10 protein-coding genes are annotated in these 14,295 nt (G+C 51.2%); 9 read left to right on the top strand and 1 reads right to left on the bottom strand.

Features of this window, described 5'->3' with window-relative positions; genetic code table 11:
• Window positions 1–164 precede the first annotated feature (164 nt).
• Window positions 165–1,568, bottom strand: a complete 1,404-nt coding sequence (locus QEH54_RS18330; protein WP_309020158.1) for a fibronectin type III domain-containing protein — start codon at window positions 1,566–1,568, stop codon at window positions 165–167.
• Between the two features lie 1,629 nt (window positions 1,569–3,197).
• Between QEH54_RS18330 and QEH54_RS18335 the strand changes: the two genes are divergently transcribed.
• The 9 genes from QEH54_RS18335 (at window position 3,198) to QEH54_RS18375 (ending at window position 14,139) form a co-directional block, all read left to right on the top strand.
• Window positions 3,198–4,133, top strand: a complete 936-nt coding sequence (locus QEH54_RS18335; RefSeq protein ID WP_309020159.1) for a GNAT family N-acetyltransferase — start codon at window positions 3,198–3,200, stop codon at window positions 4,131–4,133.
• A 75-nt stretch (window positions 4,134–4,208) separates the two neighbouring features.
• Window positions 4,209–6,569, top strand: a complete 2,361-nt coding sequence (locus tag QEH54_RS18340) for a hypothetical protein (protein ID WP_309020160.1) — start codon at window positions 4,209–4,211, stop codon at window positions 6,567–6,569.
• Window positions 6,570–6,650: 81 nt separating this feature from the next.
• The gene (locus QEH54_RS18345; RefSeq protein WP_309020161.1) at window positions 6,651–7,052 is read left to right on the top strand and encodes a four helix bundle protein; all 402 of its coding nucleotides are present in this window, start codon (window positions 6,651–6,653) and stop codon (window positions 7,050–7,052) included.
• Entirely contained in the window at window positions 7,049–8,599 is a 1,551-nt protein-coding gene (locus QEH54_RS18350; RefSeq protein ID WP_309020162.1) for a glycosyltransferase, read from the top strand. Before QEH54_RS18345 ends, QEH54_RS18350 begins: the two co-directional genes overlap by 4 nt.
• Before the next feature lie 23 nt (window positions 8,600–8,622).
• Window positions 8,623–9,912 (top strand): UDP-glucose/GDP-mannose dehydrogenase family protein, encoded by a 1,290-nt coding sequence (locus QEH54_RS18355; RefSeq protein WP_309020163.1) that lies wholly within the window; start codon window positions 8,623–8,625, stop codon window positions 9,910–9,912.
• Window positions 9,913–9,949: 37 nt separating this feature from the next.
• Window positions 9,950–10,768 carry an ABC transporter permease gene (locus QEH54_RS18360; RefSeq protein WP_309020164.1) on the top strand — a complete coding sequence of 273 codons (819 nt, stop codon included), beginning with the start codon at window positions 9,950–9,952 and terminating at the stop codon, window positions 10,766–10,768.
• 5 nt (window positions 10,769–10,773) lie between these two features.
• Window positions 10,774–12,048, top strand: a complete 1,275-nt coding sequence (locus tag QEH54_RS18365; protein ID WP_309020165.1) for an ABC transporter ATP-binding protein — start codon at window positions 10,774–10,776, stop codon at window positions 12,046–12,048.
• 22 nt (window positions 12,049–12,070) lie between these two features.
• Window positions 12,071–13,012: a glycosyltransferase family 2 protein gene (locus QEH54_RS18370; RefSeq protein ID WP_309020166.1), complete on the top strand. Its 942-nt coding sequence runs from the start codon at window positions 12,071–12,073 to the stop codon at window positions 13,010–13,012.
• Window positions 13,009–14,139, top strand: coding sequence for a glycosyltransferase (locus QEH54_RS18375; protein ID WP_309020167.1), 1,131 nt, complete (start codon window positions 13,009–13,011; stop codon window positions 14,137–14,139). The genes QEH54_RS18370 and QEH54_RS18375 overlap by 4 nt, the downstream gene beginning before the upstream one ends.
• Window positions 14,140–14,295: the final 156 nt, after the last annotated feature.

Raw genomic sequence — 14,295 nt, forward strand, 5'->3', positions numbered from 1 at the left:
CCATCGATCTCATCAGTGATTGAAGCGATTCCAGAGAATACGGACGGAAAGGTGGATATAGAGGCTTCAACGCTCTTTGCCGTCTTGCGAGCTCAACCGCCTCCGCGAACTCCGCGTCCACTGCGGTTGAACCCAATCAGCCCTTAGGCATCAGCGATTCCCTCCTACTCAACAATCACCGCCTGATAGTAGACAGCCCCTTCGATCGCTTGCGGGTCCCTCAACGTCACTCGGTTCCCGTCGAGCTCGATCTCCAAGCCCTCTACTGGCGTCCACTCGCCGCCACGCAGCGAGTCAGTCTTCACGAGGGCGAAATCGACTCCTGAACGGTACATCACTTCAGCCACAGCATGACCGTTTTCTACCCGGAAATCGACCAATTCGATAGTCCCGTCCGGCGCAGCCACCGTGACCTCGATAGAATGCGTCGTTGTTTTCACTCCATCGAAGACTTCTACTGTTATGACCGCCGTACCGTGCTGGCGAGCTGCTGGCGTGATTTGCAAAGTGCGGCTTGTGCCCGTTCCCGACAGGACAATGCCTGACTCTGGCACGAGCAGCGTGTTGCTTGAGCTCACGCTAACCTGCAGTTCGGCAGGCGAGGTCTCGCCATCGCCGATGGTGAAACTGAGTCCATCGACGGACTGACCAGAACCAAGCTCCAGCTCGCTTGCCAGCCCCACGATCGTCGGGACTTCATTTTCGCTGACCACAATCTGAAAGGATTGACTGGCCGAATTCACCCCATCGCTTACCGAAACCGTAATGCTCGCCTCGCCAGAACCGCCCTGACTGGTAGCGAAGCGAAGCGAACGGCTCTCGCCCGTTCCCATAAGCTCAATTGACTGCGACGGGATCAGCCCCTCGTTCGACGAAGCGACCGTGACCAACAGGTCCTCTCCTGCCGACTCCCGATCGGATACGGAAACCGAAATCCCGTCCACCACAACGCCATCATAAACCGCTAGATCCTCGATCGCGGAAACCGTCGGCACATAATTCGGCAGAACCGAAACCAGGAAACTGGTTTCGACCATCTCCGCACCGTCGCTCAGGAGAAGCGTCACTTCCGACGAACCGGCCGTGGTCCGCACCGGATCAACCGACAAACTCGCCACGCCCTCCACGATTTCAAGCGATACGCGATTCAGCGGCAGCAGCTCTAAGTTAGAGGAAAGGATTTCAAACGACAATTCGTCGAGCGAGGACTCCGCATCGGAAACATCCACGGGGATCGCGGCAAATTGCGTTTCATCTCCACGCAAGACTTCCAAGTCCTGAATCGTGCCCACCGCAGGCGCAGTGTTGTCAGCCGCTCCGACAGAAACGTTGGTGTAGCCGGAATATCCGAACTCGTTGTAGGCGCGAACTCGATAGGAATAAGGGATGCCGGGGATCACGCCCTCATCGGAATAGCTCTGAACATCGGCGCTCACTTCGCCGATCACCTCGTAGCCCACCCCATCCAGCGATCGTTCGATCTCGAATCCGACTTCGTTGTCGGAATTGTCCTGCCAGGTCAGATTGAGCGTGCCCGCCGCGTTGGCAGCCGTTGTCAAGAAGAGCAAAACAGCGAGAGAAGCGGCTCGCAGCCCCCCCGTGGGAAGTCGGTTCGATCGGGCATCGGAAAAGTCTGTGTGGGTAAAGAGTCTGAGTCCCATGATGGGCCTCGAAATCGCCTCGCAAAAGACCTTCTACAGATCCCGGCCCAAAAATGAACGATCTCACGCTCGCCCTAGTCAGCGTTCACACAAATGCAGTGAGTATCTGAAGCGCAAAGTCCTTGGGGGAGGAAAACCACCCAGCGGTGAGGAAACCCAATCACGCGCTAGACCCCATACCCTAGCTCGCAGCGCTCGATGGCGGATCGCTAATAAAAGCCTCAAACGATCCGCACTCCTACCTGTAGGTCGCCGCGCCGACCCTGTAGGTCGGGGCGCCGACCCGACACCCCACCAACGCCTCAGCGCCCCGACCCACAAGAAAGGTGGCGCTCGACGTCCCCGGCGGGCGCGAAAAGTTGGGTAACCGCCAAGAACGCGAAGGTCACGAAGCTGCTTCGCGAATTGCTGGTTTGGTTGTGGCAGGGGCCGATGTCCACAGGCTTCGAGAGAGGGGGAATTGCCACAAAAAGCCCCAAACGATCCGCACTCCTACCTGTAGGTCGCCGCGCCGACCCGACACTCCCCAAAGTCGCCTCACCGCCCCGTCCCACAAGAAAGGTGGCGCTCGACATCCCCGGCGGGCGCGAAAAGATGGGTAACCGCCAAGAACGCGAAGGTCACGAAGCTGCTTCGCGAATTGCTGGTTTGGTTGTGGCAGGGGCCGATGTCCACTGGCTTCGAGAGAGGGGGATTGCCACAGAAAGCCCCAAAGGATCCGTGTAGGTCGCCGCGCCGACCCGACACCCCTCCAACGCCTCTCCGCCCCGTCCTACATGATTGGCTTGAGGGTGGCGCTCGACGTCCCCGGCGAGCGTAAAGGGAGCCTAAAACCGATGATCAACCTTCGCCAAAGCAAGATGGCCTAAGGCCAGCCTGATCAGGCCTTCCTAGTCTCGAAATTAATATCAAGCAAACCGCTACCGCTGTCCCAGAGATGGAGCGGGACCTCCAGGCACGCTTCCCCTCATCCGATCGCAACCAGCCTCCCCCATCCCGCAATCGGGGAAACTCGCTTTCTGCGCAGGCAAACGGGTTACGGGTTGCAATGAAACCCCTAGATCAGCCAAATACCGCCCATTCCTAGCCGCCATTCGCCCGCTGAGCAATTAAGACCATCTGCCGCCTCAAGTTTCCCTAACTCCAACCGTAAAAAAGCCTAAAAGACCACTGCCCTCAAGCCGTGGATCAATCGTATCGCAAGTGAGGTTTGGGCGCCGCCCGGGACCTCCGACAGAACAATCATCACCAAAACAATTCCAGAAGACTGATCCGCAGCGTTCTTTCGCGACCTCAGCGATCAATCCCATCAGCCATTAGCCATCAACCATCAGTCATTCGAGCTCCGCTCGACCACCTGTGCCTTCACCTCCCACAGCTCATTTGATGCAATCCAAGGAGCAGAAACAAAGCTCTTCTAGCGAACCGACAGAAACAATCTGTCGCGTTTTCTCGCGTGCGGACCGAGACAATTGGAAACGTGAGCTAGCATCGCTCGATCCAAGCGCCCAGTTTCTGGCCAACGAATGGGCATCGTTGCTGGAAACGACCTACGGCTACAAAACCCATTTGGTGACTCTTAAGGCCGGCGACCAAACAATAGCCGCCATCCCTGTTTCGGTGGTCCGCTCCACGCTTACCGGAAGTCGAGCGATTTCGATGCCTTTCTTCGACTTATGCCCCCCCATCGCGAAAACAGCCGATTTAGCGAAGTCACTCTTCAACGAACTGCTCTCCTTCGCTGAGAAGCAAAAATTGGACTATGTCGAAGCGCGTGGCTGGAGCAACGAATCCACCTGCGGAACTCCGTCCTTAAGTTTCTACAATCATACCGTCCCCCTTTCTGAAGGACCGGAATCCATATTCAACCGTTTCTCTTCGTCGAACCGACGGGCTATCCGGAAGGCGCAGAAGGAGGGGGTCGACGTCGGCATCTCTACAGGCATCGAAGCCGTCAAAGACTTCTATCGCCTTCAGTGCATTACCCGGAGACGACATGGATTGCCGCCGCAGCCGTTCACATTCTTCAAGAACCTACACCGCGAGATACTTTCCGAGGGAAAAGGCGTAGTCGTCTATGCGAGGGTCGAAAACCAAACCGTCTCTAGCTCCATCTATATGGAACAGGGAGACACGGTACACTATAAGTACGGCGCCTCGGACCTCGCCTACCAAAACGCCCGCTGCAACAACATCGTTATGTGGAAGGCTCTGGAGCACTTTTCGCAAAAAGGACTGAGGGTCATGGATTTTGGACGAAATTCCCCGAAAGGCCAAGAAGGTCTAAGAAGGTACAAGCTAGGCTACGGAGCCGAGGAGAAAACAGTTCACTATCATCGATACAGCCTGAAGAAGCAGGCTGTGGTACCTATGTCAGACGATATTTACGGCTGGCATAACGTTGTATTCGCGAACCTGCCAGCTCCACTCGGACGCTTGGCAGGAAAACTCATTTATAAACACATTGCATAGAAAACAGGACAAAAGTCTTCCTGCCGAAAAACCTCAACCTGCTCTTGTATTCAGCAATACCAAACGGAACACTCTATGAATAATCCCGCACCCAACCCTGCGAACACCGGATTTAAAATTACACCAGGCGACGTAATCTTCACGCTTTTCCGGCATAAAAAGAAGATCATCTTTTTTATCGTCCTGGGAGCGTTTGTAGGCGCAGCCGCCTACCTCACCGCGCCTTTGCCTCATGTTTCGCATGCTAAGCTACTCGTGCGCTACGTCACCGAGGCGAATGACTTCATCTCTCTGGACAACGAAACGAACGTCGTGAGGCCCGGCGGTCGAAGCAATACCGTCATGAATGCGGAACTGGAGATTCTTCGCAGTTCCGATATCGCGCGAGCGGTTGCGGAGAAGGTCGGACCGCAAGACCTACTCGAAGGGAAAGGGGAAGGGACCGAAGAGCAACTGCTTGACGCCGCCACTTTGCTCGTAGCCTCCAATATGGGCATCGGAACTGCCGGTTGGGACAGTACCGTGATCGGCCTCAGCTATTCGCACGCTCAACCAGATATCGCTCAGGAAGTACTTAAAACGACTATCGAAGAATATCTCAAGAAGCACACCGAAACTCACCGTGCGAGCGATAGCTACAACAACTTCCTTTTGCAGCAATCTGACCATTTGAAAACCCGCTTAGCTCAAACGGAGTCGGAGCTCCAGCGCGCCCGCCAGAAAGCGGGGGTCGTCAATCTCGCAGATGCGAAGATCGCCCTCAGCCAAGAGATTGCGCGCATTCGCCAAGCGGTCTTCCAAACAGACGCGGAACTTGCGGAATACAGGAGCGCCTTGGAGGCCTTCAAACAGATTCAGGCGCCTCTTAGCGAGACCGTCGAAGAAGGAGACGAGGTCGAAAGTAGCAGCGAACTAGCCGAGCTTGCCAACGCTATCGAGCAATACGAAAGCCTTCGATCGACTATCGATGTGCAGAGGTCACGCGAACGCGCCCTGCTGCTTCAGTTCACTGAAGAAAACCCACGCGTGAAGTCCGTTAGAGCAAAAATCAACGAGACCGAAGCGAAGATGGCCTCACTGGTGGAGACGTATCCTAACATCCGCGCCACCGCGATTACTTCGGACCCCAAAACGAAAACAGGTCTCAACCCTGAGCTCGAGGTACGGGCCCAATCAATTCGCATTCGCGCTCTTCAATCTCGCTCCGACGTACTCAAATCCCAGTTGGCGGAACTGTACGAAGAAGCGAAGCGCATCGATGAGGTTGAAGTTGAAATCAATGAACTCGAGCGTCGTCGCGCCCTTGAGGAAGCTAACTATAAAAACCTCGTCGTTAGTCTCGAGAGCACACGACTTGAAGAGGATCTTCGCGCCAGTCGCACCAACAATATCAGCGTCATTCAGTCCCCTTCGCTCGGGGCAGTTGACACACGACAGAAACGCAAGCTCGCCGCAACCGCAGGCGGCGGCGTAGCGGCCATCGGCCTGGTTTGGGCATTTCTTGTCGACCTACTTCTCGACCGATCAATCAAGCGACCGACTGAGATCCAACGAAATCTGGGCATCCCCCTCTTCATGAGTCTCCCTGACCTGAACGACAAGCGCTACAAGAAAGCGGGACGCAAAGCCAGCCGACAGCAGCTGCGACAAGCAGGTAAAGCCAAGCTTCGAAACGCGAATAAGAACAAACGAACCTACGCTCCCAATTCTCCAACGCTCAAAGCAGCGGCCTTGTCCAAGCCAGAAGAATACGGAACAAGCGCGGTCGAGTCGAACAATCAGCAAATAGCGCCATGGGATGATGAATACGCCTTGAGCGAGCACTTCGAAGCTCTTCGCGACAAGGTGATCACCTATTTTGAAAGCAAGAACCTCACCCATAAGCCAAAGCTCATCGGCATGACAGGTCTCGGTCAGGAATCGGGCGTCACCACCATCGCGTCGGGCCTGGCGGGTAGCCTTTCGAAAATCGGCGAAGGAAATGTTCTCTTGGTCGACATGACCCTAGGGCAAGAAACCGCTCAGCAGTTTTACAAAGGAAAAAGCATACTCGATCTGGATCAAGTGCTCGACTCGAGCGATGACGCCAAAATGCACAACAATTTGTACGTCGTAGCGGAAGGCACCAATGGCACCAAGCTGCCGCGCATCATGCCTCAGCGCTTCAACAAGATCATGCCAAAGCTGAGAGCGAGCGACTTCGACTATATCATCTTCGATATGCCTCCTGTTAGCGCCATAAGCTCAACGCCTCGCCTCGCCTCCTTCATGGACGTCGTCCTCATGGTCATGGAATCGGAAGAAACCAACCGCGACGTCGCGAACCAAGCACTAGAGCTGTTATCGGATTCCAAAGCCCACCTCGGCGGCATCCTAAATAAAACCAAAAGCCATGTCCCCCGTAAACTCGAGCAGGACCTGCTCTCGCAAGCATAGCATGCGAAGCAGGATCAGTGATCGGTAATCTGCAATCACCTATCGGAAATCAAAAAGAGAAATCTCAATTCTACCGACTCGATGCCCTCGTATAAAGATTTCGAAGAACTGCCGATTTGGAAGGATGCTAGAGAACTGACAAGAGAAGTTTATATGCTAACGAACCAAAGAGAATTCAAAAACGACCGCGGACTGAGGGATCAATTGCAGAGATCAATTGTATCCGTTGGCAGCAATATCGCGGAAGGGTTTGACCGTTCGACCGACAAGGACTTCGCCCACTTTTTGAGTATCTCTAAAGCATCGATAGCGGAGGTTCGTGCCCAGCTATACTTTGCCCTCGATCTCGGATATATCACAGATGCTCAACAAACGGAAACGAACCGCAACCTCAAGCAACTTGGCAATCAGGTTGGCGGATTCATTCAGTATCTACGCGGCGAGAAAAGAAACCGTGCCGCGATCAAGAATCATGGATCATGAATCAGGAATCTAAAGCCTCTCCAGATCCACGATTCGCGGTTCCCGATCGCACATCTCACGATGCGATAGATTCGAAATCTAGCGTAGCAAGGGATCCTCGATCACAGATTCAAGATTCGCGATCAAGCGCAGCTTGCGATTCGAGATCCGAGATTCAAGATTCGCGATCCGCCAGCGGACGCAAACGCAAGGTCGTCCTTGCGGTTGCTTCGGCTGGCGGCCACTGGGTGCAGCTGCGTCGTCTTCATCCTGCTTTCGAAGGGACTCGACTGCTATACGCCACTACGCGTGAAAGCTATCGCTACGAAGTTGAGAATGACGGTGCCGAATTCTTCGTCATCCCAGATTGCAATCGTTGGGATAAAAAGGCCCTCATAAAAAGCGCTTTCGCTATTACACGACTGATCATCAAGCAGAAACCCGATTTCGTAATCACCACCGGGGCAGCTCCAGGCTATTTCGCAATTCGCATTGGAAAGCTCTTTAGCAAAAAAACGGTGTGGCTCGATAGTATCGCGAATGCGGAAGAGCTCTCCCTGTCTGGGCAAAAAGCCGGCAAACATGCCCACCATTGGATCACCCAATGGAAGCACTTGGCTAGCGATTCTGGACCCCACTTCTTCGGCAACGTCCTGGGAGACAACGCCAGAGAAGAGATCGCCAATGACTCATCACTCATCCCTAATCAAAATCAGCGATCAGCCATTAGCCAAAAGTCATCTGACGCAGTCAACAGTCAGCCATCTGAGCCCAGCTCATCTCCATCAGCGATGAACGATAAGTCATCCGCCATTAGCCATGAGCCATCTGGGCAAAGCCCAGCTCAGCCATCTGAACCCAGCTCAGCTCCATCAGCCATAAGCAATCAGCCATTAGCCATTTCCAACCGTCACAAGGATCAACTAAAAATCTTTGTGACGGTTGGAACCGACCTGCCCTTTGACCGGCTCGTGAAAGCCGTGGATTCGTGGGTTGCGGAAAATCCTGATTACGAAATCTTCGCTCAAATAGGCGAGTCTACCTGGACTCCTCAAAACATCGCCTACTGCAAATTTATCGAGCCCTCCGATTTCGCAAAGCGATTCCGTGAAGCTGATTTCATCGTCTCGCACGCAGGCATGGGGACGATTCTCACTTCTTTGCAGTATCAAAAGCCGCTTCTCGTCATGCCACGGATAGCAGCGAAAGGCGAACACCGCAACGAGCACCAGCTAGCCACCGCAAAACACCTGCAAGCGCTAAACCTGATCAATGTAGCCCAAGACGAGACAGAGCTACTCACGATCCTCAACTCCCTCCATCAGCCATCAGCCATTAGCCATCAGCCATTGGTCGAAGGTCATGATCACACATCATCTCCTCAGCACAGCGAAACAATCAGCCATCAGCTACCGAGCGAAGCGACACATCGACGCCGCGAAGCAAGTGCCAAGCACAGCGACACCAACATAACATCAGTCATCAGCCATCGGCCGCAGGCCGTCATCGGTCCCTACGCATCCGAATCCCTTCTCTCACAGCTTAAAACCTATATCCAAACTGCTTAGTCACTGGAAATTGATCCTCTAGCATGAACAACAACTCAAATCACCTTCGAATCAGCATCTTCGGCCTCGGTTATGTCGGGTGCGTGGGAATAGGCTGCCTTGCCAGCCAAGGACACACCATGATTGGCGTCGATCGCCAGCAATCGAAAGTCGACTTTATCAACTCTGGAAAAGCGACTATCATCGAAAAGGATATCGATGGGCTGATGGAACAACAGTATCAAGCGGGTCGCGTGTCCGCTTCTACTGATAGCAAGAAAGCGGTGCTTGAATCAGAGGTCTCCTTTATCTGCGTTGGGACTCCCTCTACCTCCCAAGGTCATTTGAATCTCAACGCGATATATAAAGTCGCAGAGGAAATAGGAGCGGCCTTGAAAGAGAAAAACGCTCAACATGTCGTCGCGGTGAGATCAACCGTGCTACCCGGCACCTGCGAAAAAGTGGCGGCGATTATAGCCGAACACTCCGGAAAAGCTGAGGGCATCGACTTTGCAGTCGTTTCAAATCCTGAATTTCTTCGCGAAGGGTCTGCGATCAAAGATTACCGAAACCCTCCCTTCACCCTGATTGGCTGCCAGCACGACTGGGCAGTGGAAACGATGCGCAAGGTCTATGCCGAGCTCGATGCTCCCTTTCTGCCTGTCGCTGTCCCCCTAGCGGAAATGATGAAGTACGTCTGCAATTCATTTCACGCCCTGAAGATCACTTTCGCTAACGAAGTTGGTAACATTTGCGACACGCTCGGCATTGATGGTCGACAGCTGATGGAAATCTTCTGCAAAGACACCAAGCTGAATATCTCTCCCGCCTATCTGAAGCCAGGTTTCGCATACGGCGGTTCTTGCCTTCCCAAAGACCTGAAAGCCCTTCGCACCATTGCTCACGACAACTATCTGAAGAGCCCGGTATTGCACGCCATCGAATCCAGCAATGAGTACCAGAAAGACCTAGCCCTCAACAAGATTATGGAAGCTGGGAAACGGAAGCTCGGATTCATCGGACTAGCGTTCAAGGCAGGCACAGACGATCTCAGAGAAAGTCCCATCGTAGAAGTTATCGAGAAGCTGCTAGGAAAAGGCTACGAGATCAGCATCTACGACCCGCACGTACATATTTCGCAGCTCACTGGAGCGAACAAGGAGTACATACAAAGTAAGATCCCTTACATCTCACGCTTCATCACCAATGATTTAGACGAAGTCATAAATGCATCCGAGGTTCTCGTCAGCGTCAATGTCGACGCGACTTCCAGAGAAAAACTAAAGGCTCAAGGCAACACTACCCAGCTCATCGACCTGTCAGGATCACTATAAAAAAATTACTCCCAAACAGCCTAAAACGACTTACAATATGGAAAAATTAGTCATAGAAGCCGGACGTGCTGAGAAGCACTATTGGAAAGACCTCTGGCGCTACCGCGAGTTATTTGCCTTCCTCGTCTGGCGAGATATCTTGGTCCGATACAAGCAAACAGTAGTCGGTGTAGCTTGGTCCCTAATAAAACCCCTGCTCACCATGCTTGTTCTCACCTTTGTCTTCGGGAAAGTGGGCAACATGCCATCAGGAGGCGTCCCTTACCCTCTACTGGTATTTTGCGGAATGCTTCCTTGGCAATTCTTTGCATCGGGCCTTTCTGAAAGCGGCAACAGTCTTGTTGGCAACTCAAGCTTGATATCAAAGATCTATTTCCCCAGGCTGATAGTGCCAGCCAGCAGCGTCATCACCAGCTTTGTAGATTTTATTATATCTTCTGCATTCCTAACAGCACTCATGGTGTGGTTCCAGTTCCTCCCATCGAATAATATCATTTTCCTACCTGTATTCATGCTGCTAGCTTTTTCTGCGTCCTTCGGAATCGGCCTTTGGGTGGCCGCCCTGATGGTTCGCTACCGTGATTTCAGGTTCATCATTCCATTCGCTGTCCAATTCGGACTCTACATATCTCCTGTAGGGTTTCTCAGCAGCGTTGTACCAGAACAGTACCGGCTAATCTACTCGCTAAATCCGATGGCTGGCGTCATCGATGGCTTTCGTTGGAGTATACTCGGAGGAGAACACGACATATACATAACAGGACTACTCTTGTCCTCAGCTATGATCACAATCATACTAATCTCCGGAATTGCCTATTTTCGTAAAACAGAAAAAACCTTTGCCGACGTAATATAAACACCATGTCCAACACAATAATTTCTGCAGAAAACGTAAGTAAAAGGTATATAATCGGACACCAGCGATCGAAAGACGATGGATTTCGGCACGTCATAGAGGATGCGCTACGGGCTCCTCTTCGGTTGATGGGCTCGAAAAAGGAACTACGTCCAACAAAAGAGGAGTTTTACGCACTCAAAAACCTTTCATTTGATGTCAAACAAGGCGAAATACTAGGCATCGTTGGACGCAACGGAGCCGGGAAAAGCACCTTATTAAAGGTGCTTAGCCGCATCACCGAACCAACATCAGGAAGAATCAGCATTAGAGGACGCGTCGCAAGCCTGCTCGAAGTGGGCACTGGCTTTCACCCAGAACTCACTGGACGCGAAAATATCTATCTTAATGGCGCCATCCTCGGCATGACCCGTGTGGAGATTAAACGCAAATTTGATGAAATAGTAGCCTTCTCCGAGGTCGAACGCTTTCTCGACACTCCTGTCAAACGCTACTCATCTGGTATGTATGTGCGATTGGCTTTCGCCGTCGCAGCTCACCTCGAACCCGAGATACTTATCATTGATGAAGTGCTGGCTGTTGGTGACACACAGTTTCAAAAGAAATGCTTAGGCAAGATGGGCGAGGTAGCAAAAGGCGGCCGCACAGTACTTTTCGTGAGCCACAACATACCAGCCGTACTTCAACTGACAACCCGCTGTATCCTTCTTGAAAATGGTAGTCTAACTTTCTCTGGGTCCCCTAAGGATTGCGTAGCGATGCACACAGGGAACGGAGCGATAAAGAACCAGACAATATTCGACCTCACCAAACACCGCCGAGAGCACGATACAAAAAAACTGGCTGAATTTACCGAGCTCTCAATTGAAAGACCCACCCCCACCTTCAGCCCAAAAGAAGATATCGTATTCAATGCGAAATTCAAAACTTCAAAGGAAATAAGCAATTTCAGATTCAGCCTGACCATTTACAACAACAACAACGAGACTCCAGTTGGCTGTTCCTTCGGAAAGACTATCAATCAAAGAATCGAGGCAAACAACATCGGCCGCCACGAAATACGGATACCAAACCACAGGCTTGCACCAGGTAAATACCATATCGGAATCGCTATAGGTAAAGGCGACCACAAAACCGGATTCACAGACTACGACATCGTACTGAACACATTACATTTCGAAATACTGCCAGTCGAAGGAGAAGAAGGGACGCTCGCTCACTGGAACGAAAACTGGGGCAACATTGTTCTCGATCAACTGTTGACAAAAAATTTGGCTTAACCTCAACGCCAAAAATTTCAAGATGCCCAAAGTCAGCATAATAATCCCTGCATATAACCATGCAAACCTCATATCTCAAACTATTGACAGCGTACTCAACCAAACATTCACAGACTACGAAATAATCGTTATCAACGACGGATCACCAGATAAAACAGAAGAAGTCCTCCAACCGTACATAAGACAAAATCTGATAATATATAAGAAGCAAAAAAACATGGGACAATCCCATGCAAGAAACATAGGACTTACAATCGCAAAAGGTGAATACATCGCACTACTTGATGACGATGACATCTGGCCACAAGACAAATTGGAATGGCAAACTAGATTCCTCGATGAAAACCCGAATACAGGAATGGTAGTAGGCACATGTGAAACGATTGAAGAGACACCGAAAAAATACACAACTACGGAATCATACTCTATCCTCTCCTTTGAATCTCTTCTCATTCAAAACCCAATAATATCACCAGGACAAACTCTAGCGAGGAGGGATACGTTAGCAAAAACGGGAGGGTTTTCGCCAGAAATATGGGGCGCTGACGACTGGGATATGTACCTAAAAATTTCAAAAATCTCTACAATAGTATTAAGCCCTAAACTAGGACTGCACTACAGAGTCCACGCCAACAATGCGTCAAAACGTTTAATCCCGATGCTTAACAACACGATTCGCGTATTCGAAAAACATATAACAAGCGTGCCAAAAGAGAGACAAACAAAAACCGCAAGACTAGCATACCGATGGTTTTACACATTTTCGATCAAGCCTAGAACAAGTTTACTAAAGCACCTAATACGAAGAGGAAACACAATACTTTCAATTAAAACTACCATAGAGATCCTCAATCTCCTAGCCGCACTTATATTGAACAGAAATTTTCTAACTTGGTGCATCCTCAGAAGGACTAAAACCGAACTCAATTCATCTACAGGAATTACTTCGACAACGCCAAAGTGAAAATTGCAATCGTCAACGAACACTGGTCCGCGGGAGCCACCCGCTGTGCAAAAGACCTGCAACGCGGGTTGCAAGACCGACATGAAGTTACCTACTTTCCCGAAGAACGCCTTTCCCAAGAGCAACAACTCAAACAGCTTGAGAAGTTAGCGCCCGACATCGTACATCTACACTCCTACTACGGTGATCAGCCCTACTCCTTCATCGAAGCGGTCGCAAAACGCTACCCTACCGTATTTACCCCGCATGACCCGCGTCCCATCGGCAGTACGGAATTAAAGTGCTGGAATTGCGAAGCGTATAGGACTTGTTTCAAATGTCCGATAATCGGAAACCCGAAGCGGTACTCCCTAATAAAGCACAACTACTTTTGGGAACGCCTTGAAAAACGTCGCATTCACAACCGACTTCCCTTGCGCACTACCGTTGTATGCGTAAGCGAATGGATGAAAAAACGAGCCTCGCAAACAGAGCTGGGACGCCTTCGACTAAAATGCATTCACAACGGAGTCGATTCGGAAAAGTTCAAGCACGATCCTGAAGCCAGAGGCAAACTCAATATACCCAAGGGGAACAAGGTCCTCTCCTTCATCGCTCATCATGCAGGCTGGAAACTGGACGAACGAAAAGGAGTACATATACTTGCCCAAGCCCTCACCGAGCATGTACTCCCCAAGCACCCAGACGTTATCGTGTTGGCAGTAGGTGGAGGCATGATCCCCAATATTCCCAATGTTCGCCCCATTGGCTACGCGTCTCCGGATACCTTGGCAAAGTACTATTCAGCGTCCGATATATTCGTAGCGCCCTCCCTCGCCGATAACCTGCCCTACACTGTTCTCGAGGCTATGGCTTGTTCTACCCCTGTAGTCGCCTCGGACATAGGTGGGATTCCGGAAGAAATAGAATCAGGCATTACTGGCCTAACTTTCAAAACAGGTTCTGCTCAAGCTCTCGGAGAGGCACTTCTAAAAATGCTCGGCAGCCCTCCCGAAACTCTTAAGCAAATGGGCGAGAAGAGCCGTCAACGGATAGAGAGAGAGTTTTCTATTCCTAGATTCGTGGCTGAATACGAGAAAATCTATGAAGAGCTGGTGCCGAGCGTTGCTCGGATTGGTAATCGGTAATCGACTGGTTCAATTGAATCGCTAATGGCTCATCACTGATGGTTTATATCACAAAAATGCATTTATCCTCAGAGCGAAGGTTACAAATGAAACAACAAATAAAGAGTCTATTTAGTAACCATTGTGGACCTTTGTGCACTTTGTGGTTAATAAACT

Source organism: Pelagicoccus sp. SDUM812003, from assembly GCF_031127815.1.
GTDB lineage: Bacteria > Verrucomicrobiota > Verrucomicrobiia > Opitutales > Opitutaceae > Pelagicoccus.

Excerpts from the sequence above, each read along its gene's own strand:
- QEH54_RS18355 (WP_309020163.1), top strand. The coding sequence starts at position 8,623 with ATGAACAACAACTCAAATCACCTTCGAATCAGCATCTTCGGCCTCGGT.
- QEH54_RS18340 (WP_309020160.1), top strand. The coding sequence starts at position 4,209 with ATGAATAATCCCGCACCCAACCCTGCGAACACCGGATTTAAAATTACA.
- QEH54_RS18370 (WP_309020166.1), top strand. The coding sequence starts at position 12,071 with ATGCCCAAAGTCAGCATAATAATCCCTGCATATAACCATGCAAACCTC.
- QEH54_RS18365 (WP_309020165.1), top strand. The coding sequence starts at position 10,774 with ATGTCCAACACAATAATTTCTGCAGAAAACGTAAGTAAAAGGTATATA.
- QEH54_RS18345 (WP_309020161.1), top strand. The coding sequence starts at position 6,651 with ATGCCCTCGTATAAAGATTTCGAAGAACTGCCGATTTGGAAGGATGCT.
- QEH54_RS18360 (WP_309020164.1), top strand. The coding sequence starts at position 9,950 with ATGGAAAAATTAGTCATAGAAGCCGGACGTGCTGAGAAGCACTATTGG.
- QEH54_RS18350 (WP_309020162.1), top strand. The coding sequence starts at position 7,049 with ATGAATCAGGAATCTAAAGCCTCTCCAGATCCACGATTCGCGGTTCCC.